The sequence below is a fragment of the Nocardia sp. NBC_00508 genome (genome assembly GCF_036346875.1).
GTDB lineage: Bacteria > Actinomycetota > Actinomycetes > Mycobacteriales > Mycobacteriaceae > Nocardia.
In genome coordinates, this window is record NZ_CP107852.1 from 6,386,972 (window position 1) to 6,409,206 (window position 22,235).

At 67.6% G+C, this 22,235-nt stretch carries 22 protein-coding genes and 1 pseudogene; 16 read left to right on the plus strand and 7 right to left on the minus strand.

Annotation, left to right across the window (positions count from 1 at the left end):
* Positions 1–227: 227 nt before the first annotated feature.
* From metH to OHA40_RS28830, 11 genes and pseudogenes are all read left to right on the plus strand, one after another.
* A complete protein-coding gene (metH, locus tag OHA40_RS28780; RefSeq protein ID WP_330229975.1) occupies positions 228–3,824 on the plus strand; it encodes a methionine synthase in 3,597 nt (1,198 codons plus the stop codon).
* A 559-nt stretch (positions 3,825–4,383) separates the two neighbouring features.
* On the plus strand, positions 4,384–6,216 hold the full coding sequence (locus OHA40_RS28785; protein WP_330229976.1) for a protein kinase domain-containing protein: 1,833 nt from the start codon (positions 4,384–4,386) through the stop codon (positions 6,214–6,216).
* A 61-nt stretch (positions 6,217–6,277) separates the two neighbouring features.
* Complete coding sequence (locus OHA40_RS28790) at positions 6,278–6,916, plus strand: HAD family hydrolase (RefSeq protein WP_330234422.1); 639 nt, start codon at positions 6,278–6,280, stop codon at positions 6,914–6,916.
* 162 nt (positions 6,917–7,078) lie between these two features.
* Entirely contained in the window at positions 7,079–7,942 is an 864-nt protein-coding gene (locus tag OHA40_RS28795) for a HalD/BesD family halogenase (protein ID WP_330229977.1), read from the plus strand.
* Between the two features lie 44 nt (positions 7,943–7,986).
* A complete protein-coding gene (locus OHA40_RS28800; protein ID WP_330229978.1) occupies positions 7,987–8,829 on the plus strand; it encodes a class I SAM-dependent methyltransferase in 843 nt (280 codons plus the stop codon).
* Positions 8,826–10,640: a choline/carnitine O-acyltransferase gene (locus OHA40_RS28805; protein WP_330229979.1), complete on the plus strand. Its 1,815-nt coding sequence runs from the start codon at positions 8,826–8,828 to the stop codon at positions 10,638–10,640. The genes OHA40_RS28800 and OHA40_RS28805 overlap by 4 nt, the downstream gene beginning before the upstream one ends.
* A 120-nt stretch (positions 10,641–10,760) precedes the next feature.
* A complete protein-coding gene (locus OHA40_RS28810) occupies positions 10,761–11,024 on the plus strand; it encodes a phosphoribosyl-ATP diphosphatase (protein ID WP_039798430.1) in 264 nt (87 codons plus the stop codon).
* A 42-nt stretch (positions 11,025–11,066) separates the two neighbouring features.
* Positions 11,067–11,918 (plus strand): ATP phosphoribosyltransferase, encoded by an 852-nt coding sequence (hisG, locus tag OHA40_RS28815; protein ID WP_330229980.1) that lies wholly within the window; start codon positions 11,067–11,069, stop codon positions 11,916–11,918.
* Between the two features lie 113 nt (positions 11,919–12,031).
* On the plus strand, positions 12,032–12,166 hold the full coding sequence (locus tag OHA40_RS28820; protein ID WP_330229981.1) for a hypothetical protein: 135 nt from the start codon (positions 12,032–12,034) through the stop codon (positions 12,164–12,166).
* A complete protein-coding gene (locus OHA40_RS28825; protein ID WP_330229982.1) occupies positions 12,166–13,362 on the plus strand; it encodes a YeiH family protein in 1,197 nt (398 codons plus the stop codon). The genes OHA40_RS28820 and OHA40_RS28825 overlap by 1 nt, the downstream gene beginning before the upstream one ends.
* An 85-nt stretch (positions 13,363–13,447) precedes the next feature.
* A pseudogene (locus OHA40_RS28830) lies at positions 13,448–13,591 on the plus strand (ATP phosphoribosyltransferase); the annotation flags it as partial.
* Between the two features lie 116 nt (positions 13,592–13,707).
* Here OHA40_RS28830 and OHA40_RS28835 read toward each other — a convergent pair.
* The 5 genes from OHA40_RS28835 to OHA40_RS28855 are packed head-to-tail and all read right to left on the minus strand — an operon-like array spanning position 13,708 to position 15,849.
* Entirely contained in the window at positions 13,708–14,217 is a 510-nt protein-coding gene (locus OHA40_RS28835; RefSeq protein WP_330229983.1) for a hypothetical protein, read from the minus strand.
* Between the two features lie 22 nt (positions 14,218–14,239).
* Positions 14,240–14,680: a hypothetical protein gene (locus OHA40_RS28840; RefSeq protein ID WP_330229984.1), complete on the minus strand. Its 441-nt coding sequence runs from the start codon at positions 14,678–14,680 to the stop codon at positions 14,240–14,242.
* A 55-nt stretch (positions 14,681–14,735) separates the two neighbouring features.
* Positions 14,736–14,945, minus strand: a complete 210-nt coding sequence (locus OHA40_RS28845; RefSeq protein ID WP_330229985.1) for a hypothetical protein — start codon at positions 14,943–14,945, stop codon at positions 14,736–14,738.
* Positions 14,946–14,950: 5 nt separating this feature from the next.
* Complete coding sequence (locus tag OHA40_RS28850) at positions 14,951–15,451, minus strand: DNA-directed RNA polymerase subunit beta (RefSeq protein WP_330229986.1); 501 nt, start codon at positions 15,449–15,451, stop codon at positions 14,951–14,953.
* Positions 15,448–15,849 carry a hypothetical protein gene (locus tag OHA40_RS28855; RefSeq protein ID WP_330229987.1) on the minus strand — a complete coding sequence of 134 codons (402 nt, stop codon included), beginning with the start codon at positions 15,847–15,849 and terminating at the stop codon, positions 15,448–15,450. Before OHA40_RS28855 ends, OHA40_RS28850 begins: the two co-directional genes overlap by 4 nt.
* 226 nt (positions 15,850–16,075) lie before the next feature.
* Between OHA40_RS28855 and OHA40_RS28860 the strand changes: the two genes are divergently transcribed.
* Genes OHA40_RS28860 through OHA40_RS28870 form a run of 3 tightly spaced genes read left to right on the plus strand, consistent with a single transcriptional unit; the run spans position 16,076 to position 17,787 of the window.
* Positions 16,076–16,405 carry a hypothetical protein gene (locus OHA40_RS28860; RefSeq protein WP_330229988.1) on the plus strand — a complete coding sequence of 110 codons (330 nt, stop codon included), beginning with the start codon at positions 16,076–16,078 and terminating at the stop codon, positions 16,403–16,405.
* An 11-nt stretch (positions 16,406–16,416) separates the two neighbouring features.
* Positions 16,417–16,947, plus strand: a complete 531-nt coding sequence (locus tag OHA40_RS28865; RefSeq protein WP_330229989.1) for a DUF6879 family protein — start codon at positions 16,417–16,419, stop codon at positions 16,945–16,947.
* Entirely contained in the window at positions 16,948–17,787 is an 840-nt protein-coding gene (locus tag OHA40_RS28870; protein WP_330229990.1) for a helix-turn-helix domain-containing protein, read from the plus strand.
* A gap of 80 nt (positions 17,788–17,867) precedes the next feature.
* Here OHA40_RS28870 and OHA40_RS28875 read toward each other — a convergent pair whose 3' ends face one another.
* A complete protein-coding gene (locus OHA40_RS28875) occupies positions 17,868–18,779 on the minus strand; it encodes a RecB family exonuclease (protein ID WP_330229991.1) in 912 nt (303 codons plus the stop codon).
* Positions 18,780–18,854: 75 nt separating this feature from the next.
* Between OHA40_RS28875 and OHA40_RS28880 the strand changes: the two genes are divergently transcribed.
* Positions 18,855–19,688, plus strand: coding sequence for a tRNA (adenine-N1)-methyltransferase (locus tag OHA40_RS28880; protein WP_330229992.1), 834 nt, complete (start codon positions 18,855–18,857; stop codon positions 19,686–19,688).
* Positions 19,689–19,738: 50 nt separating this feature from the next.
* Here the strand turns inward: OHA40_RS28880 and OHA40_RS28885 are convergent, their stop codons facing one another.
* On the minus strand, positions 19,739–20,251 hold the full coding sequence (locus OHA40_RS28885) for a hypothetical protein (protein WP_330229993.1): 513 nt from the start codon (positions 20,249–20,251) through the stop codon (positions 19,739–19,741).
* Between the two features lie 179 nt (positions 20,252–20,430).
* Between OHA40_RS28885 and arc the strand changes: the two genes are divergently transcribed.
* On the plus strand, positions 20,431–22,191 hold the full coding sequence (gene arc, locus OHA40_RS28890; RefSeq protein WP_330229994.1) for a proteasome ATPase: 1,761 nt from the start codon (positions 20,431–20,433) through the stop codon (positions 22,189–22,191).
* Positions 22,192–22,235 lie beyond the last annotated feature (44 nt).

A 22,235-nucleotide genomic window follows, 5' to 3' on the forward strand; every position in this document is an offset into this window, starting at 1 on the left:
CGGCGTGAGTCGATGTGGCGTGTTGTATGCCGGTCGGATCGGGTGATGTGTTTCCCGCGGCTGTCGCCGAGCAGGCGGTGTCCTGCCGCACGGCCGAGTGGTGGGCCGCAGGACACGATGAAGGGTGACCAAGTGATGTCCTGCAGCTGCATGAACGGTGTGGTGCAGGACACCGAGCCTCGACGTGGTGGGCTGGATCGTCAGCCCCGCCCACTACGCTGGAGCGCATGTCTGCGTCCATCCCCGCCGAGTTCGACACCACGCTACTCGACACGCTGCGCCGTCGTGTCGTCATCGCTGACGGGGCGATGGGCACGATGCTGCAGGCCGCCGATCTGACCCTGGACGATTTCCGCGGGCTGGAGGGCTGTAACGAGATCCTCAACGACACCCGGCCGGACGTGCTGCGCGACATCCACCGCGCGTACTTCGAGGCGGGCGCCGACGCGGTCGAGACCAACACCTTCGGCTGCAACCTACCCAACCTCGCCGACTACGACATCGCCGACCGGATCCGCGACCTGTCCGAGCGCGGCACCCGGCTGGCCCGCGACGTCGCCGACGAGATGGGCCCGTCCTCCGACGGTACGCCGCGGTATGTGCTCGGTTCGATGGGGCCGGGCACCAAGCTGCCGACGCTGGGCCACGCCGCGTTCGCCGCGCTGCGCGACGCCTACGCCGAGGCCGCGCTCGGCATGCTCGACGGCGGCGCCGACGCCATCCTCATCGAGACCTGCCAGGACCTGCTGCAAGTAAAGGCGGCGGTGACCGGCAGCAAGCGGGCGATGGCGCGGCTCGGCCGCCGGATCCCGATCATCACGCACGTCACCGTGGAGACCACCGGCACCATGCTGGTCGGCAGCGAGATCGGGGCCGCGCTCACGGCGCTCGAGCCGCTCGGCATCGACATGATCGGCCTGAACTGCGCGACCGGTCCGGACGAGATGAGCGAGCATCTGCGGCATCTTTCCCGGCACGCGCGGGTACCGGTCTCGGTGATGCCGAACGCCGGACTCCCGGTGCTCGGCGCAGGCGGCGCGGTGTACCCGCTCACCCCCGAAGAGCTGGCGGTCGCGCTGCGCGGGTTCGTCACCGAGTTCGGGCTGGCGCTGGTCGGCGGCTGCTGCGGCACCACCCCCGAGCACATCCGTCAGGTCACCGCCGCGGTGCGGGAGGTCGAGCCGGCCCTGCCGCCGATCGCCGAGCGCCGCGAGCCGGTGCACGAGCCGAGCGTGTCCAGCATGTACACGGCGGTGCCGTTCGAGCAGGACGCCTCCATCATGATGATCGGCGAGCGCACGAACGCCAACGGCTCCAAGGCATTCCGCGAAGCCATGCTGGCAGGCGACTGGCAGAAGTGCCTGGACATCGCCAAGGACCAGACCCGCGATGGCGCGCACATGCTCGACCTGTGCGTCGACTACGTGGGCCGCGACGGTAGCCAGGACATGGCGGAGCTGGCCGGCCGGCTCGCCACCGCCTCGACTCTGCCGATCATGCTCGATTCCACCGAGACCCCGGTGTTGCAGGCCGGGCTGGAGCATCTCGGCGGGCGGTGTGCGGTGAACTCGGTGAACTACGAGGACGGCGACGGCCCGGATTCGCGCTTCCAGCAGACCATGCGGCTGGTCGCCGAGCACGGCGCCGCGGTGGTCGCGCTGACCATCGACGAGGAGGGCCAGGCCCGCACCGCGGCGACGAAGGTGGAGATCGCCGAGCGGCTGATCGCCGACATCACCGGCAACTGGGGTCTATCGGAGAGCGCCATCATCATCGACACGCTCACCTTCACCCTCGGCACCGGCCAGGAGGAGTCACGCCGGGACGGCCTGGAGACCATCGAGGCCATCCGTGAACTGAAGCGCCGCCACCCGCGGGTGCAGACCACGCTGGGACTGTCCAACATCTCCTTCGGTCTGAACCCGGCGGCCCGGCAGGTGCTCAACTCGGTGTTCATGCACGAATGCGTCGAGGCCGGTTTGGATTCCGCCATCGTGCACGCCTCCAAGATCCTGCCGATCAGCCGCATTCCGGACGAACAGCGCGAGGCCGCGCTGGATCTGGTGTACGACCGCCGCACCGAGGACTACGACCCGCTGCAGAAGCTGATGGAGCTGTTCGAAGGCGTGTCCACCTCGTCGTCGAAGGCGTCGCGTGCCGAGGAGTTGGCCGCGCTTCCGCTGTTCGAGCGGCTGGAGCGGCGCATCGTCGACGGCGAGCGGGCGGGGATGGATGCCGATCTGGATGCGGCCATGACCGAGGTGCCGCCGCTGCAGATCATCAACGAGACCCTGCTGGCGGGGATGAAGACGGTCGGCGAGCTATTCGGCTCCGGTCAGATGCAGCTGCCGTTCGTGCTGCAGTCCGCCGAGGTGATGAAGGCCGCCGTCGCGTACCTGGAACCGCACATGGAGGCCACCGACGACAGCGGCAAGGGCCGCATCGTGCTGGCCACCGTCAAGGGCGACGTGCACGACATCGGCAAGAACCTGGTCGACATCATCCTGTCCAATAACGGCTACGAGGTGGTCAACCTCGGCATCAAGCAGCCGATTGCCACCATCCTCGACGCGGCGGTGGACAAGAAGGCCGACGTCATCGGCATGTCCGGCCTGCTGGTGAAGTCGACCGTGGTGATGAAGGAAAACCTCGAGGAGCTCAACGCCAAAGGTGTGGCCGAGCAGTTCCCCGTGTTGCTCGGCGGTGCGGCGCTCACCCGCTCGTATGTGGAGCACGACCTCACCGAGGTGTACGAGGGCGACGTGCACTACGCGCGCGACGCGTTCGAGGGTCTGCGGCTGATGGACGACATCATGACCCGCAAGCGCGGTGGCGGTGCCGACCCGGACAGCCCGGAGGCCATCGCCGAGCGGGAGAAGGCCGCCGAGCGCAAGGCGCGCCACGAGCGGTCCAAGCGGATCGCCGCGGAACGCAGGGCGGCCGAGGTGCCCGTCGTGGTGCCCGAGCGCTCCGACGTCGCGGCGGACCTGCCGGTTCCGGTGCCGCCGTTCTGGGGCACGCGCGTGGTGAAAGGTCTCGCGCTGCACGAGTACTCGGGTCTGCTCGACGAGCGGGCGCTGTTCCTCGGGCAGTGGGGTCTGCGCGGGCAGCGCGGCGGTGACGGGCCCGGCTACGAGGAGCTGGTGGCCACCGAGGGCAGGCCGCGCCTGCGCGCCTGGCTGGACCGGCTGAGCACCGAAGGCGTGTTGCAGCACGCCGCCGTGGTGTACGGGTATTTCCCCGCGGTGTCCGAGGGCGACGAGGTCATCGTGCTCACCGGACCGGATCCCGATGCGCCGGAACGCTATCGGTTCACCTTCCCGCGCCAGCAGCGCGACCGGTTCCTGTGCATCGCCGACTTCATCCGGTCGCGGGCCCGCGCCAGGGAGACCGGCCAGGTGGACGTCATGCCGTTCCAGCTGGTCACCATGGGCCAACCGATCGCCGATTTCGCCAACGAGCTGTTCGCGGGCGACAACTACCGCGACTATCTCGAGGTGCACGGCATCGGCGTCCAGCTCACCGAGGCGCTTGCCGAGTACTGGCACCGCCGCGTCCGCGAGGAACTCGTCCTCGAAGGCCATGCGGTCGCCGACTCCGATCCGGCCGACGTGCAGGAGTACTTCAAACTCGGCTACCGCGGCGCCCGCTACTCCTTCGGCTACGGCGCCTGCCCCGACCTGGAAGACCGCGCCAAACTGGTCGACCTGCTCGAGGCCGACCGCATCGGCGTCGTACTCTCCGAAGAGCTGCAACTGCATCCGGAGCAGTCCACCGACGCCTTCGTTCTCCTGCACCCGGAGGCGAAGTACTTCAACGCCTGACCCGTTGTCGAATGCGCCTGCTGCGCGCCGCCCCAAGGGCGGACCGGATGGCTGCGCGGCAGGCCCTTCGACACCGACCGGCGTACCGTATCCCGGTCGACCCGGTTCGATCCCCGGCGTGAGGTCTGCGAAGCGCTCAACTCGGTTCGAGCCGCTGACCGGCAGCATCCACGACACGCCGCCGGGCCGTCTCGAGGCGGTCAGCGGCGCACGGTGCGCGACGCCTGCCGTCGCGGAAGTCGGTCGCGCCGAGGGCCTTTGCTACCTGGCCGGATGTCGTGTCTCGCGCGGATCCGCGCACCGGACGGCGCGTCGCCGGGTGCGGGCGCGCGGTGTCTACCTGGGCGATCGCCCATCCCGGCGCGGGCAGGTGGATGTCTGTCGGGGGGATGTGCCATTGTCGATGGCGTTGTAACTGCATCCGGAGCAGTCGGCGGATGCGTTCGCGTCTCTGCTCGGTGGTGCAAAAACACCTCGGCGCGTATGTCTTTCGGAGATTGTCCGGGCTTGCGCGTGGAGTGTGAACAGCTCGGCACGTAAGTAGGAGAGGCACACCACGATGACGGCGGATCGATTGATCGCGGGACGATACCGGCTCACGGATCCGATCGGCACCGGCGCCATGGGTGTGGTGTGGCGAGCGACCGACGTGCGGTTGCAGCGTACCGTCGCGGTCAAACAGGTGCTGCTCGGTCCCGGACTGACCGGATCGGCGGCGCTGGAGGCGAAGCGGCGCGCCATGCGCGAGGGCCGGATCGCGGCGCGGCTGCACCATCCGAACGCCATCACCGTCTTCGATGTCGCCGAGGAGGACGGCCAGCCCTGGCTGGTCATGGAGTACCTGGACGCGCCGAGCCTGGCGGCCAAGCTGTCGGGCAACCGCACTCTGGATCCGCTGGAGGTCGCCAAGATCGGCGCACAGGCCGCGAGCGCTCTTGCCGCCGCGCATGACGCGGGCATCACGCACCGCGACGTCAAACCGGCCAACCTGCTGGTCGCCGACGACGGCACGGTGAAGATCACCGATTTCGGCATCTCCCGCGCGGTCGGCGACGTGACGGTCACGGCCACGGGTTTCCTGGCCGGGACACCCGCGTACCTGGCGCCGGAGGTGGCGCGCGGCGAGGATCCGGAACCGGCCTCCGATGTCTTCGCGCTCGGCTCGACGCTGTACACGGCGGTCCAGGGCAGCCCGCCGTTCGGCGAGAGCGACAACCCGCTCGCCCTGCTGCACGCGGTGGCCAGTGCCGAGATCCCGCCGCCCCAGTCGGCGGGACCGCTCGCTCCGGTGCTGCTGCGTTTGCTCGCTCCGACCACCGATGCCCGGCCGACCATGCACGAGGCCAAGGAGGCGCTGGAAGCCGTTGCCGCGGGCCGGGATCCGGTGCTGTCCGCACCGGTGACCACGGTGCTACCCGCACCGGACGCGACCACTGTGCTGCCGCAACGGACCATGACCGCGTCGACCGGGAAGTCGAGTGATACCGGCGCCACCGCGGTCGTACCCGCCGCGGTGATGGGTCCGAACGCGCCACAGCCGGCTGCCGTCCAGCGCCCTCCGATCCCGCTGCGGGGCCGCGTGGCCGCGACATTGCCGGGCGTTCTGGTCGGACCCGATCGCAGTCGGATGCTGGTCTTGGCCGCAGCGGCGGTGGTGGGGCTACTGATCCTGGCCGGAATCGTCGCGACGCTGACCACCGGGGAACGCGATGGAGATGGCGCCACACCGAACTCCTCGGTCGTGCCTCCTGGTGCGGCGGCGGAGAATTCGCCATCGCCCGCCGATGCGGCCGGACCGGTCCCGCAACAGGCCCCGGCGCAAGGCCCGGCCCAGGCCCCGGCCCCCGCCGCAGTTACTCCCACGTCCGGACACACACCCGCGCCCGGCCCTGCACCGGCACCGACGACCTCCGCGGCTGCCCCGCCGCCCCCGCCGGCACCGGCGACTACGCCCCCTGCGACGCCCACCCCGGGACCGAGTTCCGCTTCACCCACGCCGACTCCGTCGTCCCAGATCACGACGACGCCGCCCGCCGCGTCGAGCACGACGGGCCCGACCTCCACCGGAACGGCCACCCAGTCCGGCCCGCCGACGCCCGACCGGATCGCCTCCTTCATCCAGGGCTACTACGGCATGCTGCCCGGCAATGTGTCCGGCGCCTGGACCCAGCTGTCGCCCGGCTATCAGGCGCAGACCGGCTACGACTCCTATGCGAACTTCTGGGGCACGATCCGATCGATCCGCGTGGGCCCGGTCACGCAGAACGGCGCGAATCGGGCGGTGGTCGCGCTGACCTATACCCTGAAGAACGGCACGACGACCTCGGAGAACCGATGGATCGAGGTCGCCGGGGACAGTGCCAAGCTGCAGATCGCCGCATCGGGCACCTGATCGACGAGACCGAGGAGAGACACCGAACGTGACAGCGCGATTGGCCGGAGTGCTCTGGGACATGGACGGCACGCTGCTCGATTCGGAAAAGCTCTGGGATATCGCGGTGCGTGAACTGGCACGCGAACACGGCCACGAGATGACCGACGCGATCCGGCACGCACTGATCGGCGCGTCCGGCCCGAATGCCCTGCGGATCATGTTCACCGGCCTGGGCATCGAGCCGACCCCGGCGTCGCTGCGGGCGGCGGGGGAGTTCCTGGAGCGGCGGGTGACCGAACTGATGACCGGCCCCATCCCGTGGCGGCCCGGCGCGAAGGACGCGCTGGCCGTGGTCCGTGCCGCCGGTCTGCGCAGCGCGCTGGTCACCAATACCAAGCGGTCGCTTACGGAATTCGGGCTCGACACCCTCGGCCGCGACTTCTTCGACGTCTCGGTCTGTGGCGACGAGGTGGCGCACGGCAAACCGGAGCCGGATGTCTACCTGCGCGCCGCCGAGTTGCTCGGACTGGACCCGAGGCACTGTGTGGCGGTGGAGGATTCGCCCACCGGTGCGCGCGCGGCGCAAGCCGCGGGTTGCGCCCTGATGGTGGTTCCGTGCGAGATTCCGGTGCCATCGGCACGCGGGAGAGTGTTCCGGGACTCGCTGGTCGGGTTGACCGTCGCCGATCTCGAAAAGGCACTACGCGTGCGCGTTTGAGCCACTGCTATGATCGCTCCCCGGCCTCGCTGCCGATCTTGACATACACCGAGAGTTGCTGTGCCGCAACGGGAGTGCGTGCAGATCATACGTGTGAGAGTGATCACCGGCAATCTCGCCGAATCTCGGGCGTGTCGGCGGGCGCTGCACGAAAATGACGCCATGGCAGCGTTGGGCGTACTCGACGAGATCGTAGATAGCGCGCGGTATCCCCTCGCGGATCCGGAGGGTCCCGGCCTGCGCGCCGTGGTACGCCGCGCCCACGCGGACCTGGCGGACACTGGCTGCACCGTGCTGCGCGGTTTCATCCGGCCGGAGTTGACCGACACCCTGCGGGCACAGGGGGAGCAGATGGCCCCGCACGCCTACTACGAGGTCGAACAGGTCAACGCGTACAACATTCCGCTGGATGCCGACCTGCCGCAGGATCATCCGGGCCGTATCGTGCTCGAGCGCGGCAACGCCTTCGTCCCACGCGACCGCATCCCGGCAGACGCGCTGATCCACCGCCTCTACACCGACGAACTGTTCCAGCAGTTCGTCGCCGAGTGCTTCGGCCTGTCCGAACTGCACGAGTTCGCCGATCCCCTCGCGGGACTGTGCCTCAACGTCGTCGCGCCGGGCATGTCGCATCCCTGGCATTTCGACACCAACGAATTCACCGTCTCCATGCTGACCCAACTGGCGGACAGCGGTGGCGTCTTCGAATACTGCCCCAATATCCGCACACCCGAGGCGGAGCACCTCGACGACGTGCGGGCGGTGCTGACCGGGTCCGGTAAGCGCTTCGTCCAGCGGCTCGAACTGCGCCCTGGCGACTTGCAGCTGTTCCGCGGTCGCTTCTCGTTGCATCGCGTCTCACCTGTCAGTGGTGCGCGCGAGCGCCATTCGGCAATCTTCGCCTACACCGATCGCCCCGGCATGGTCGGCACGGTGGAGCGTACTCGGCAGCTCTTCGGCCGCGTGTTACCCGACCACCTAGCCGCCGCGGCCGACGTTGTCCGGGGCGATCGACTGCTCGACTGAGCCGAACGGCTCGACTGACCGAGCTCGACCCGAGAGGACCGACAGTGCCAGTGCCGTTACACACCACCGGGAAAGCGTCTTTCGACGACATCTACGACCGCCCCGATCCGCGCGCGTACTACGCGCGCATGTCCGATCTGGACTATCGCATTCCGGAACTGGCGAAACCGTTCTTCGAGCAGCAGATCCGGGAGTACCGCGCCTCCGCTCGGGTCACCGCACCGACCGTGCTGGATATCGGCTGCTCCTATGGCGTGAACGCCGCGCTGCTGCGCTTCGACACGACGATGCGCGACCTGACCGAGCACTACGCCGATGCCGACCCCGACTCCGACCGCGCTGGTCTCATCCGGCGCGACCAGGCGCGCGTGGCAACGGGCGCCGCACCGGACGACGTCCGCTTCCTCGGCATGGACGCCGCCCGCCCGGCTCTCGAGTACGCGCACGAGGCCGGGCTCGTGCACGACGTGGTGCACGCCGACCTGGAGTCCGGCGAGCCGTCCGACGAGCAGCGCGCGCTGCTGGCCACCGCCGACCTGGTCGTCTCCACCGGCTGCGTCGGCTACGTCACCGAGAAGACCTTGACGCGCGTGGCCACGGCGCACCCGCGCAGGCGGCCGTGGATGGCACACTTTGTATTGCGCATGTTCGACTTCGCTCCGATCGCGGCGGAACTCGCCGCGCTCGGCTACCGGACCGAGCAGGCGCCGGGGTTGTACGAGCAGCGCAGGTTCGCCTCCGAGGCCGAGCGGGCGCAAGTGCTGAACACCCTGTCCGCCAATGGGATCGACACCACCGGCCGGGAAGACCGGGGATGGCTGTATGCCACCCTGTACGTGTCCAGGCCGCTGCCGAAACACCACGCCGACACCGAGGATCCGCATTGACCGAACGCACGTTCGCCGCCGACGATCAGCTACCCAGGGTGCCCCTGCCGACCCTGGAGGACAGCTGCGGCCGGTTCCTGCAGTGGTGCGAGCCGCTGCTGACCGCCGACGAGCTCGCCGCCACCCGCGCCGCGGTCGACGACCTGCTGCGCGTCGACGGGCCGGGCCGCACCCTGCAGGCGGCGCTCGCCGAGTACGACGCGACGCCGGGTGTGGGCAGCTGGCTGGATCTGTTCTGGCCGTCGCGGTATCTGGGCCGCCGGGACCGGATCGCGCTGAACGCGAACTTCTTCTTCCTGTTCCGGGAGGAAACGCCGCTGGCCACCTCCACCGCCGCGACTCAGGTGGATCGTGCCGCAGGCATCATCTCCGCCGCGGTCGACTACAAGCTGGCCCTCGACCAGGAGGCCATCGCGCCGGTGACCCAGCGCGGGCAGCAGCTGTCGATGTGGCAGAACAAGTACCTGTTCTCCGAGACCAGGATTCCCGGTCCCGAGCAGGACGCGGTGCGGGTCCCCTACAGCGACGAATGGCCGGGCCACTCGGAGGCCAGGCACATCGTGGTGTTCTTCCGTGGCAGCACGTTCCGGATGGACGTGATCGGTCCGGACGGTACGCCGTACGCGCCCGAGGATCTCGCCGACGGTCTGCGCGCGGTGTTGAAGGCGGGCGCGCGCCCGGCCCGCACCGACAGTGCCGTGGGACACCTGACGACCAAGGCCCGCGCGGACTGGGCGGCGAGCAGGCAGCGGCTGCTGGCCGAGCCCGCCAACGTCGCGGCGCTGGACAGCATCGAAACCGCGCTGTTCGCCATTTGCCTCGAGGACTTCGTTCCCCGAGACGAACTGCACGCCTGCGATCAGCTGTTGCACGGCGACAGCGCGAACCGGTGGTTCGACAAGTCGGTGTCGTTCATCGTCTTCGGCGACGGCCAGGCGGGCATCAACGTCGAGCACTGCGGGCTGGACGGCACCACGATTCTCTCGTTCGTGGACGCCCTGCTGGAAACCCCGGTGCAGGAACACGCCGCCCGCTCCGGCGCGCAGGCGCAAGGGCTGCCCCCGGTCGAACCGATCGAGTTCGTCCTCGACGCGGCGTTGCGCGGCGATATCGCCGCGGCGGGCGCCGACTTCACCCACTATGCCGCCGAGAACGCCACGCAGACGGTGTCCTTCCCGGATTTCGGCACCGCCCGCGCCAAGCAGCTGGGCATCTCGCCGGACGCGTTCGCGCAGCTGAGCTACCAGCTCGCCCATCGGCGCAGCAAGGGACTCACCGGCGCGACTTACGAGTCCATCGCGACCAGGCAGTACCGCAACGGCCGCACCGAGGCGATGCGGGTGGTCACCCCGGAGATGGTCGCCTTCGTGGACACGATGCGGGACCCGGGCGCCGACGCCGCGGCGAAGCTCGCCGCGGCGCGTGCGGCGGCTACCGCGCACGTGGAGCGGGCCAAGCAGTGCCAGGCGGGGGACGCGCCCGAGCAGCACCTGTGGGAGCTGCAATGGATCCAGCGTCGCCGCGGTGCGGAGCTGGGCGTCACCGACCCGATTCCGCTCTACGACAGCCCCGGCTGGACGATCATGCGCGACGACTACCTGAGCACCAGCTCGGCGCCGTCGGTGAACATCCGCTACTTCGGTTTCGGCTCCACCAGCTCCCGGTGCATCGGCGTCGCCTACGTCCTGCTCCCGGACCGCTGGAATATCTACCTCGCCACACCGACACCCGTCGCCGACCAGATGTACGCCTTCGCCGACCACCTGCGCACAGCGGTCGCCGATCTGACGGCGCTTCTCGCCGGAAACTAGCCGCGTTCCGCCCGGCTCTCGCGCATCCTGATCGGGTTCGGGGAGCCGGGCGGTCGCTGTTCGGGGCCATCGTGGGCCGGAGCAACAGGCCCGCATCCGGGTCTGAAACAATGGCTCATCGTGAAGAACTTCGAATCCCTGTTCGCCGAGCTGCAGGATCGTGCGGTCAACCGCCCCGAGGGGTCCGGAACCGTTGCGGCGCTGGACGCAGGCGTGCACACCCAGGGTAAGAAGGTGCTCGAGGAGGCCGGTGAGGTGTGGCTGGCCGCCGAACACGAGAGCGACGAGTCACTCGCCGAGGAGATCTCCCAGCTGCTGTACTGGGTACAGGTGCTGATGGTGGGTCGTGGGCTGAAGCTCGAAGACGTGTACCGACATCTGTGACGGCCGTCTCCTACCCGGTTTCTCCTCCCGAAAGGACTCCCCATGCTGCGCGTCGCAGTCCCCAACAAAGGCGCCCTGTCCGAATCCGCCGTCTCGATCCTCGTCGAGGCGGGCTACCGTAAGCGCACCGACTCGCGTGACCTGACCGTCCTCGATCCCGCCAACCAGGTCGAGTTCTTCTTTCTGCGGCCCAAGGACATCGCGATCTACGTCGGCTCCGGCGAACTCGATCTCGGCATCACCGGGCGCGACCTCGCGCTGGATTCCGGCGCACCCGTGCAGGAGCGGCTCGCCCTCGGTTTCGGGCGCTCCACCTTCCGCTACGCCGCCCCCGCCGGTCGGGAGTGGAAGGTGGAAGACCTCTACGACAAGCGCATCGCGACCTCCTACCCGAACCTGGTGCTGAGCGATCTGCGCCGCCGCGGCATCGAGGCGGAGGTGATCCGCTTGGACGGTGCGGTGGAGATCTCCATCCAGCTCGGCGTCGCCGACGCCATCGCCGACGTCGTCGGCTCCGGACGCACCCTGCGCCAGCACGACCTGGTCGCTTTCGGGGACTCGCTGTGCGACTCCGAGGGCGTGCTCGTCGAACGCAAGGACGCCGACCAGGGTGACCGGGCGCGCAATCAGCTCGTCGCCCGCGTCCAGGGCGTTGTCTTCGCCCAGCAGTACGTGATGCTGGACTACGACTGCCCCAAGGGCCTGCTCGACGAGGCGTTCGTCATCACCCCGGGGCTGGAGTCGCCGACCGTGGCTCCGTTGGCCGACCCCGGCTGGGTCGCCGTCCGCGCGCTCGTACCCCGCAAACAGAGCAACGAGCTGATGGACAAGCTGGCCGACCTGGGTGCGAAAGCCATCCTGGCCACCGACATCCGCTCCTGCCGCGCATTCTGAACGCCGGAAGGGTCCGGTTCGCGTGATTGATTCACGCTGAGCGCAATCGGTGTGCGCTGTGACCGGGTGTTGTTACCGTGCGGCCTCTCGATGAGGAACGCAAGGAGCGCCCCGTGTCACAGCCATCACCCGAGGAACGCTCGGGCAGCACATTCACTTGGAACGAGGACTGGCTGGCCGCGATCGTCGGCCTGGTTCTGATCGCACTGGTCCTGCTCGGCGTGATTCCGGATCGGCTGGTGCCGTGATGGCCGAGACCGGTGCCGGAGCAGCGAGCAAACCGAAAGCGTTGGCGGACAACGAATCCGGCGCTCCATCGTGTTCGGAGGCGCCGTCGTCGGAAACCGAGGCGGTACAGGCGGTGTCGCGGCCGACCACGGGGGCCATCGCGGTGGGCGTCGCGGTCGTGTTCGCGCTCGGTGCGCTCACCCGCTATTTCGACACCCACGTCCCGCAGTGGGCGGCGGACACCCCGCTCGAGCGGGTGGCCAAGTCGATCGAATACCCGGTGTACGCCATCGCGATCGGACTGATCGGCAACGTTCTGCTCACCAAGCTCGCACTGCGCGACCGGCTTTCGGCGGGCTTCCGGACCGAGTTCTTCATCAAGACCGGCGTGGTGCTGCTCGGCGCGTCGATCAATCTGAAGATCCTGGTCACCGCCGCGGGTCCGTCGATCCTGCAGGCGCTGTTGCTGATCACGGCGGTGTTCGCCTTCACCTGGTGGCTGGGCGGACAGCTCGGACTGGACGACAAGCTTCGCGCGCTGCTGTCCTCGGCGGTGTCGATCTGCGGCGTCAGCGCGGCCATCGCCGCCGCGGGTGCGGTGCAGGCGCGCCGCGAGCAGATCGCCTACGCCGCCTCGCTGGTGATCATCTTCGCGCTCCCGTCGATCTTCCTGCTGCCCTGGCTGGCGGAGGTGTTCGGCCTGTCGGACGCGGTGGCGGGCGCGTGGATCGGCGGCAATATAGACACCACGGCGGCGGTGGCGGCCTCCGGCGCCATCGCGGGGGAGAAGGCCCTGCAGATCGCCACCATCGTCAAGACCACGCAGAACGCGCTGATCGGGGTGGTCGCGATCGCGCTGACCGCGTACTTCACGCTGCGTGTGGAGCGATCACCCGGCGCGGTGCGGCCGTCGGTGCGCCAGTTCTGGGAGCGGTTCCCGAAGTTCGTGCTCGGCTTCGTCGCCGCCTCGATCATCGGCACGCTGTATCTGCAAGCCGTGGACAAGAAGTCGGGCGCGGCGCATATCGCGATCGTCAACGATCTGCGGACCTGGTTCCTGATCCTGGCGTTCGTCTCGATCGGTCTGGAGTTCTCGCTGCGCGGTTTGCGGGAGGCGGGCTGGCGGCCGATCGTGGTGTTCGGTTCGGCCGCGGTCGTGAACCTGGCTGTCGGTCTTGGACTTTCGGTCCTGCTTTTCCGCGACTTCACCGTCTGAGCGCTCGCCCCCGCGTAGCCGGGCACGGTGCGGGAAGAATCCGTACCCGGGCTGGGTGGCGGAGCGTTCGCGAGCGATGGTCGCCCAGTCGCCGACCGTGGCTCTGTTGGCCGACACCGTCCGCGCGCTCGTTCCCCGCAAACAGAGCAACGAACTGATGGACAAGCTGGCCGACCTGGGTGCGAAAGCCATCCTGGCCACCGACATCCGCTCCTGCCGCGCATTCTGAACGCCGGTTCGTCCGCGTGATCGACTCACGCTGAGCACAATCGGTGTGATAGTGACCGAGTGCTGCAACCAGTACCCAGACGAAAGCCCTTCCAAAGCCTTCGGTTGGGTTCCTGATCAGGCCACGAGTGGCCCGGCTGCGACCCGCCGCCCGTCGCGGGTGTGCACGTAGATTCGCGGGTCTTCGCTTGTCCGTGCCCGGACGACTGCGAAGGCCAGCCCCTCAGTGCTGATGGGTGCGGTCTGCTCGTCCAATTCAGAGGTCACCGACACCTGAACGGCATCCAGAGCGGCGAGGCCGGTGACGGCGAACCAGCTTTCGTCTTGAGGTGTGCCGTCAGGATTGGGGAGGGTGAACAGCTTGGCCGACTTTCGATGCAGCGGTTGGTGGTTCGGAGTGCGGTCCGCACGGGGGCCGTCGGGTCGGGGCGAACCGGTGATCATGCTCGGCGCGATCCAACGCCCATGATCGAGCCGAACGAAGCTGACGTACCGCCCTCGTTCACCATCGATGAGCACCGCGACGATCTCGTCCCGGACGATGACGCTGACCGGGGTGAGGTCCCGGTCAGCGCCCGACAGGGCATCAATAGCTACGGTGACCGCTGGATGGTCCAGTGCGTCCATTGGCGTGCCCTTTCCGTTCAGGTCAGCACAGAGCCCCGATGGTAATGCTGTCGTCGTACTCTCGGCCCCAGTTGCCATGGAACGCCACCATGGTCGCCTTGGTGTGGAACTGGTAGAGGATTCCCGCCGCCGAGCACGACGCGCTGTAGAGCGTTTCGACATCGGGGTCGGTCGTGTCGTCGTTGCGTTCGGAGTGCACGTAGTGCTTACCGTCTGCCGGGTCGTATCGGTACAGCTTCGTGTTGACGCTCCGCAAGGAGGGCCTGCCGGTGCAGTGCACCTTGAACCCGAAATTGATCGAGGCGATGCTTCCCGCGCCGGTCTTGTAGGGCGGGATAGCGCTGATGAAGCACACCACGTTGTCGTTGGCGGCGGGGATAGGTTCGGCGTGGGCGGCGGTGGCCGTGCCGAGCACCAGCGCGCTGGCGAGCACGGTGGTGCGGATCGCGGTGGCGATGGTCATGGAATTCCTCCGGTTCCGGCGGTGTCCGGTTCGTTGAGGGCCGGTCCCTCGACTTCTAATACTTTCTGGACCGTTCGTGCTGGTAGCGGACTTGCTCCCGCAGCGAGCGGGACATGAGGTCGACGCACTCAGCCAGTGATGGCGGGTTACGGAATCGGATGCTCGAACCGTCCGCGCGCTGCACCAGCAGCACTCGGATCACGCCGGCATCCACCCGCCACACCACGGTCTCGCCATTCAGCTCCGTCATGCGCCGACTGGTCATATGGGCTACCTCCGCCGCTCTGGTCGCGGACACACACAGGCGCGGATAGCGTCTATCACCGCCAGCCCTGACGGCCGGTAGGAATCACGCGGGGCCTGCGCCCATATCCGAAACCCGACAGCCCCAACCTCATCGGCGGGGGAGGGCAGCGCGATCTGTGCTCCGATCGGAGACAGGGAAGCGTTGAGCCGGAACAGCTCTGAGAACAGCGGCATCTCGTCGCGGACCTCCGGCCTGATCAAAAACGTCCACCGCTTCGACCGCGGATGCGACACGACCGGCCCAACGGGTGCACCCTGGTTCAGATGGTTCTTCACCAGCGCACCGAGTTGCGCGGGCATGGTGATCGCGCCAATGCTTCCGGACAGCACGAAGATTCGGCCCATCTGCGGGTCTATCCGTGCCGGCAGCCCGCACACCCGCTGGTAGAACCAGCACCGCGACACCGGCGTGTCCGCCAGAACCATAGTGGCATCGTCCGCGAGATGCGTTGTGGTCTCCGTCATTCCAGTCGCCGCCTCTCACGCGGAAGCCGCTTCCGGTCGAAGCCGGTGGTGCTGCCGACGGTGATCAAGAAATCGCGCGGGATAGCCTGGCGGTCGTCCAGTACCTCGGCATCGACCCACTCGCAGGGGCCCGGGATGTTGCGATCATGCGGCCCGATCCGGCCGTCTTCGAAAGGGGCCAGCCGCAAGCAATGCTGGGTATCGGGGCACCGAACACGCGATAGCGGCCCATATGGTGTTTCGTCGCTTGTCGCCCACTGCCTGACCTCCGACAGCCGGACTGCGGGGGCGTGTTGCGTTAGGCGCTTGTCCGATTCGGTAACCAGCTCGTCCTTGGCTCGTACGTGGTGCAGCAGCGCCGCGAAGTCGTCGCCGAAATCATCGTCGTGGCAACCCATCGTCAGACCCCTTCTCCTGCTCGCTCGACTGGGGCACCCGGCGCCAGGGGAGGTGAACTCGTCAAGCGGAGGAGCCTGCGTATCCGTCGTCCTAGCGCCCGGGGCCGAATCCGAAGCTACGTATGACGCAGGTCACTACTCAACAATATTTCTCAATATTTCTCGAAAGCACGCCATTCATGCGATTGAGCTGCGAGGATTGATATCATCCGTGAACACTCAAGAAATGAGTGTTGGCATGAAGCTGCGTTTACTTGGCGGTCCCACTGGCAACGAAGGATCACCGAGACTGTGGATCGATGACGACCGTGGGATCTATTTCGTCCAAGGTCTGAAAGTTCCCGGCCACTTCGACCAGGTGGAGATCCCGCACATGCTGCTCACCTGGCTGGAACCCGATACACACCTCGGCGCCACGCTGACCGACTCCGGGCTAGGGACGTTCACCCTCACCGGGCGGCCCGTAACCGATGTGGAAGCCTTGGCGCAGATACAGACTCCCCCACACGAGATCTGCGTTGAAGTGCCTGCCGCCGCGGCACCGAGGAGATGGTGACCATGTTGTACATGCCCGCTGGCACCGGCGGCAAACTGCTCAGCATGGCGCAGCGACGCGCCTTTCATCTGGAGGTGCAGGACGACCACACAGTGTCCAACGAGGACGAACCGATGCGCCGATGGCGGGCCGGGTTGGCACCGCTGGACCCGGACAATTACCCGCCCGACTGGAAGCGGTGGGAGGACCTCACCGACGAAGCCACCACCAGGGGTGTTGCGTTGCAGAGGGTCCGAGTCGTTACCGAACCGCTAACCGAGTACATTCGGTTCCTTCACGCAGTTACCGACCGAAACCAGGCGCACGGAGAGGACATCCGGTGGTTGCCACGGCATAACGTCGACCCGTCTGAGGTTACCGTAGACGAATGGTGGCTACTGGACGATGAAGCGCTGGCATGGACGCTGTTCGATGGTCAAGGCGATTTCAGCGGATTCGCGCTAACTCGTGACCCCGTCGAGGTCGCTCGCGCCATTTCGGTCCGTGACACGTTGTGGCCGAAGGCGGTCCCGCACAACACCTATGAGCCAGGTACGCGATAGATGACGGGTGTCGAGCAGGCGCGGGTGGTGCTGGGAAACCGGCTGCGTGAGTTCCGGAAGGCCGCATGCCTGTCCGGTGTCGATCTGGCCAGGCAGGCGGGCTGGGTGCCGTCCAAGGTCTCGAAGATCGAACGTGGCCAGCAAACACCCACCGCTAGTGACCTCGCTACATGGTGCGAGATCACCGACTGCGCGCTCGCGCTGCCCGACCTGCTCGCCACCCTCACCAACCTGGAATCCATGTGGGCCGAATGGAAACGGGTCGCTGCCTCCGGCCACGCCCAGCGTCAGCGCCGCAGCATCGAGCTCGAGGCGGCGACCCACACCATCCGGAACTGGTCGCAACTCATCGTGCCGGGTCTGCTGCAAACCGAGGATTATGCGCGGGCGGTGCTGTCCACCTGTATCAGTTTCCTGGGTACCCGCGACGACCTCGATGACGCTGTCGCTGCCCGGCTGCGGCGGCAGAATGTGCTGCACTCCGGCAAACGGCGCACCATCATCCTGCTCGCCGAACAGGCTCTCTATACGAGCGTCGGCGACGACCAGGTGATGATCGGGCAATTGGAGCACCTGCTCGAGGTGATGACCCTGCCACGGCTGATCCTGGGGGTCGTTCCTCGTGAGTTCGAATTCATATACACCACAACTAGCTTCGCGATGTTCGATCGACGATTGGCGATGGTGGAGACGGTCAGCGCCGAGTTGAGCGTTACCGGGCCAACAGAGCTGTCCTACTACGAGAAGGCATGGGTCGCGCTGCACCGCCAGGCTCTTTACGGCTACCGAGCGCGCGAACGGATCAGAGCCGCACTGGACCCTTGCCGCGGAACGCAATAGTCGAATGCGTTAAACAACCGCGCAGAAGGCGACCGACCGCTAACGCCTGAACGAGGCGGCGTGTTGGCGACAGCCAGCACTCAGTCGGACACCGCCTCGGCCAGCGTCTCGTCTGGTGACTCGGCCGCCCCGCCGACCGGCCAGCCTGGATAGGGCGGGGGCGTGCCGCCGAATTCCGGGCACAGCGGCTTGTAGTCGCAGTAGGAACACAACCAGCTGGTGTTCGGCTGGAAATCGCCGGTGCGACCCGCCTCCAGGATCGCCGCCCACAGGGCCGACAGGGTGCGCTCGAAGCGAAGCAACTCCTGCTCGTCGGGGGTGTAGGTGAGGATCTGTTCGTCGGCCAGGTAGATCAGCCGCAGCTGGGCGGGCACCAGGCCGCGGGTGCGCAGCATCACCAGCGCGTAGAACTTCAGCTGGAACAGCGCCTTGGTCTCCTGCAGGGGTCCCGGCGCGCGGCCGGTCTTGTAGTCCACGACGCGCAGCGCACCGCTGGGGGCGACGTCGATCCGGTCGACGAAGCCGCGCAGCAGCGCGCCGTCGTCGAGCTCCACCTCCACGCGCGCCTCGCGTGATTCCGGATCGAACCGGGTCGGATCCTCCAGCCGGTAATAGCGCCCCACCAGCGCCCGCACCTCGCCGAGGAACGCGTCGAGCTCCTCGCCGGTGATCAGCTCGTCGACATCCGGCTGCTCGGCGCGCACCCGCGCCCATGCCGAGGGCACCAGCGCCTCGGCGCGTTCGGGCAGACGCTCCAGGGCTGGCAGCCCGTAGAGATCCTCCAGCACCGCGTGCACCACCGTGCCGCGCACCGCCTGCCGCGACGGTGGCTCCGGGATCCGATCGATCGCGCGGAACCGGTACTTCAGCGGGCACTGCTTGAAATCCATTGCCCGGGAAGGCGACAGCGCGGGCCGCGCGCGGCTTGCCGTCGTGTCGGGCTCGGACGCCTGCGCGTCGTCGGCAGGGGGCGTGGACACGGGCGGGCACATACCTGGCAGGCTATCCCGCGGCACCGACACGCCGGTGCGCGACAGCACGGATTCGAACCAGCGGAACGGAGATTCATGACGGCCAGACGGACCGGGCCATTCATCGTCGGTGACCGGGTGCAGCTGACCGATGCCAAAGGGCGCCTGTACACGGTGGTCTTGGAGCCGGGCAAGGAGTTCCACACCCATCGCGGCGGCATCAAGCACGACAGTCTGATCGGCGCCGACGAGGGCAGTGTGGTGCACTCCACCAACGGCACGCCGTACCTGGCATTGCGCCCGCTACTGATCGATTACGTGCTGTCCATGCCGCGCGGCGCCGCGGTGATCTACCCGAAGGACGCCGCGCAGATCGTGCACGAAGGCGACATGTTCCCCGGCGCGCGCGTGCTGGAGGCCGGGGCGGGTTCGGGCGCGCTCACCTGCTCGCTGCTGCGCGCGGTCGGGCCGCAGGGGCAGGTGATCTCCTACGAGATTCGCGCCGACCACGCCGAACACGCCGTGCGCAATGTGGAGACGTTCTTCGGCGAACATCCGGCTAACTGGTCGCTGACCGTGGGCGACGTGGCCGATTACACCGGCGAGCCGGTCGACCGGGCGGTGCTGGACATGCTCGCGCCCTGGGACGCGCTGCCCGCGGTGTCCAAGGCGCTCGTGCCGGGCGGCGTGCTGATCGTCTACGTCGCCACCGTCACCCAGCTGTCGAAGGTGGTGGAGGCGCTGCGCGAGCAGGAGTGCTGGACCGAGCCCCGCTCCTGGGAGTCGCTCGTCCGGCCGTGGCATGTGGTGGGCCTCGCCGTGCGTCCGGAACATCGTATGCAGGGCCACACCGCCTTCCTCGTCAGCGCCCGCAGGCTGGCCGAGGGCACCGTCACCCCCAAGCCGCAGCGCAGGCCGTCGAAGGGATGAACGCGGTGGGGCGGGCGACCGCGCGTCGCCCGCTGATGGGTGCGCTCGGCTCAGGCCGGGACGCAGGGCGCCTGCGCGAAGCCGAGCAGCAGGCAGCCGCTCGCGTCCGACAGTTTCCAGGTGCCGTCGACGTCTTCCCAGGTCAGCGGCACGGCGGGCGCGGCGCCGTGGGGAGAGCCGATGGTCACCTGCGCGTTCGCGGTGTTGCCCTGGGTGGTGATGTCGGCGACCGTGAAGGTGAGCGCGTAGCCCTGCAGGCCCGCGTTCATCTTGTCGATGTTCGCGGTGCGCTGCTCGCCGTTGACGATCAGCTTCGCTTTCTCGGCGGTGGCCACGGTGGGGTCGGCGAGCTTGACCAGCACAGCGTGCAGTGTCTCGGCCGTGGGCGCGCCCGCCGCATGGTCGCCGTGGCTGTGGGTACTCGACGTCGCGGTGGCCGCCACGGTGGTGGTCGTGGCGGCGGAGTCGTCGTCGGAGCCACACGCCGCCAGACCGCAGGAAATAGCCAGCGCCGCCGCGGCGGTGGCAAGGGAAACGCGCAGAGTTCTGGCGGGAAGGAGCATGGTCAGCAACCTTTCGGCTCGGTCGGCGAGCAGGCTCGCCGCTGTCTGGTTAGGGCAGGCTAACATGGTGGTCCGGCGGCCGATCGCGGCCCAGATGTGATCACGAAGAAACCATGTCGGAAAGCGAGAACGGGTCGCGCCCGGTAGCGTTGATAGACCGGGACTGGGAGGAGCAGCACATGAGCCCCATCGAGAATTCGGATTCGGCGGCCTGGAGAGAGCTCGAGGCAGTACGCGCCGAGGCGGCTGCACTCCGAAGGCAACTCGCCGATTCGCCGGATCGCACACGGGAATTGGAAGCCCGCATCGATTCGCTGACCATTCGCAACACGAAGCTGATGGACACACTCAAAGAAGCGCGCCAGCAGTTGGTCGCGCTGCGTGAGGAGGTCGATCGGCTGGGTCAGCCACCGAGCGGATACGGCATTCTGATCCGTGTGTACGACGATCAGACGGTCGACGTGTTCACTTCGGGTCGCAAGATGCGGTTGACGTGTTCGCCGAATATCGAGACCGCGACGCTCGAGTACGGCCAGACCGTCCGCCTCAACGAGGCGCTCACAGTCGTCGAGGCCGGGCGCTACGACTCGGTCGGCGAGATCGGCACCCTACGGGAGATCCTGGACGACGGACGTCGCGCTCTGGTCGTCGGCCATGCCGACGAGGAGCGCGTGGTGTGGCTGGCGGGTCCGCTGGCCAACATTGCCGAACTCGACGACCTGGAAGATCCCGATTCCCCCATCCGTAAGCTGCGCCCCGGCGACTCGCTCCTGGTCGACAGCAAGGCCGGGTTCGCGTTCGAGCGCATCCCCAAGGCCGAGGTCGAGGATCTCGTGCTGGAAGAGGTTCCGGACGTCGACTACAGCGACATCGGTGGTCTTGGCAGGCAGATCGAGCAGATCCGCGACGCGGTGGAGCTGCCGTTCCTGCACAAGGATCTGTTCCGGGAGTACGCGCTGCGTCCGCCGAAGGGGGTGCTGCTCTACGGTCCGCCCGGCTGCGGCAAGACGCTCATCGCCAAGGCGGTGGCGAACTCGCTGGCCAAGAAGATCGCCGAGGCGCGCGGTGAGGATGCCAAGGAAGCCAAGTCGTTCTTCCTGAACATCAAGGGCCCCGAACTGCTGAACAAGTTCGTCGGCGAGACCGAGCGGCACATCCGGATCATCTTCCAGCGGGCCCGCGAGAAGGCGTCCGAGGGCACTCCGGTCATCGTGTTCTTCGACGAGATGGACTCGATCTTCCGCACCCGCGGGTCGGGCGTCTCCTCGGACGTGGAGACCACTGTGGTGCCTCAGCTGCTGTCGGAGATCGACGGCGTCGAGGGCTTGGAGAACGTCATCGTGATCGGCGCCTCCAACCGCGAGGACATGATCGATCCGGCCATCCTGCGGCCGGGCCGCCTGGACGTGAAGATCAAGATCGAGCGTCCGGACGCGGAGTCGGCGCAGGACATCTTCTCGAAGTACCTCACCGAGCACCTGCCGCTGCACGACGACGATCTGGCGGAGTTCGGTGGCGACAAGGCACTGTGCATCGCCGCGATGATCGAGCGGGTCGTCGACCGGATGTACGCCGAGAGCGAGGACAACCGCTTCCTGGAGGTCACCTACGCCAACGGTGACAAGGAGGTCCTGTACTTCAAGGACTTCAACTCCGGCGCCATGATCCAGAACATCGTGGACCGCTCCAAGAAGTACGCCATCAAGGCGGTGCTCGACACCGGCAACCCGGGTCTGCGCATCCAGCATCTCTACGATTCGATCGTGGACGAGTTCTCCGAGAACGAGGACCTGCCCAACACCACGAATCCCGATGACTGGGCACGTATCTCGGGCAAGAAGGGTGAGCGGATCGTCTACATCCGTACGCTGGTCACCGGCAAGAACGCGAGCGCCAGCCGCGCCATCGATACGGAGTCGAATACGGGTCAGTACCTGTAAGGTTCGCCGGACAACCGAGGGCCGCGTCTCCGCTGGAGGCGCGG

What these genes read in the sequence shown, in the direction of transcription:
- metH (WP_330229975.1), top strand. Translation starts at nt 228, where the DNA reads ATGTCTGCGTCCATCCCCGCCGAGTTCGACACCACGCTACTCGACACG.
- OHA40_RS28785 (WP_330229976.1), top strand. Translation starts at nt 4,384, where the DNA reads ATGACGGCGGATCGATTGATCGCGGGACGATACCGGCTCACGGATCCG.
- OHA40_RS28790 (WP_330234422.1), top strand. Translation starts at nt 6,278, where the DNA reads ATGGACGGCACGCTGCTCGATTCGGAAAAGCTCTGGGATATCGCGGTG.
- OHA40_RS28795 (WP_330229977.1), top strand. Translation starts at nt 7,079, where the DNA reads ATGGCAGCGTTGGGCGTACTCGACGAGATCGTAGATAGCGCGCGGTAT.
- hisG (WP_330229980.1), top strand. Translation starts at nt 11,067, where the DNA reads ATGCTGCGCGTCGCAGTCCCCAACAAAGGCGCCCTGTCCGAATCCGCC.
- OHA40_RS28825 (WP_330229982.1), top strand. Translation starts at nt 12,166, where the DNA reads ATGGCCGAGACCGGTGCCGGAGCAGCGAGCAAACCGAAAGCGTTGGCG.
- OHA40_RS28835 (WP_330229983.1), bottom strand. Translation starts at nt 14,217, where the DNA reads ATGGACGCACTGGACCATCCAGCGGTCACCGTAGCTATTGATGCCCTG.
- OHA40_RS28840 (WP_330229984.1), bottom strand. Translation starts at nt 14,680, where the DNA reads ATGACCATCGCCACCGCGATCCGCACCACCGTGCTCGCCAGCGCGCTG.
- OHA40_RS28845 (WP_330229985.1), bottom strand. Translation starts at nt 14,945, where the DNA reads ATGACCAGTCGGCGCATGACGGAGCTGAATGGCGAGACCGTGGTGTGG.
- OHA40_RS28850 (WP_330229986.1), bottom strand. Translation starts at nt 15,451, where the DNA reads ATGACGGAGACCACAACGCATCTCGCGGACGATGCCACTATGGTTCTG.
- OHA40_RS28855 (WP_330229987.1), bottom strand. Translation starts at nt 15,849, where the DNA reads ATGGGTTGCCACGACGATGATTTCGGCGACGACTTCGCGGCGCTGCTG.
- OHA40_RS28860 (WP_330229988.1), top strand. Translation starts at nt 16,076, where the DNA reads ATGAGTGTTGGCATGAAGCTGCGTTTACTTGGCGGTCCCACTGGCAAC.
- OHA40_RS28865 (WP_330229989.1), top strand. Translation starts at nt 16,417, where the DNA reads ATGCCCGCTGGCACCGGCGGCAAACTGCTCAGCATGGCGCAGCGACGC.
- OHA40_RS28870 (WP_330229990.1), top strand. Translation starts at nt 16,948, where the DNA reads ATGACGGGTGTCGAGCAGGCGCGGGTGGTGCTGGGAAACCGGCTGCGT.
- OHA40_RS28875 (WP_330229991.1), bottom strand. Translation starts at nt 18,779, where the DNA reads ATGTGCCCGCCCGTGTCCACGCCCCCTGCCGACGACGCGCAGGCGTCC.
- OHA40_RS28880 (WP_330229992.1), top strand. Translation starts at nt 18,855, where the DNA reads ATGACGGCCAGACGGACCGGGCCATTCATCGTCGGTGACCGGGTGCAG.
- OHA40_RS28885 (WP_330229993.1), bottom strand. Translation starts at nt 20,251, where the DNA reads ATGCTCCTTCCCGCCAGAACTCTGCGCGTTTCCCTTGCCACCGCCGCG.
- arc (WP_330229994.1), top strand. Translation starts at nt 20,431, where the DNA reads ATGAGCCCCATCGAGAATTCGGATTCGGCGGCCTGGAGAGAGCTCGAG.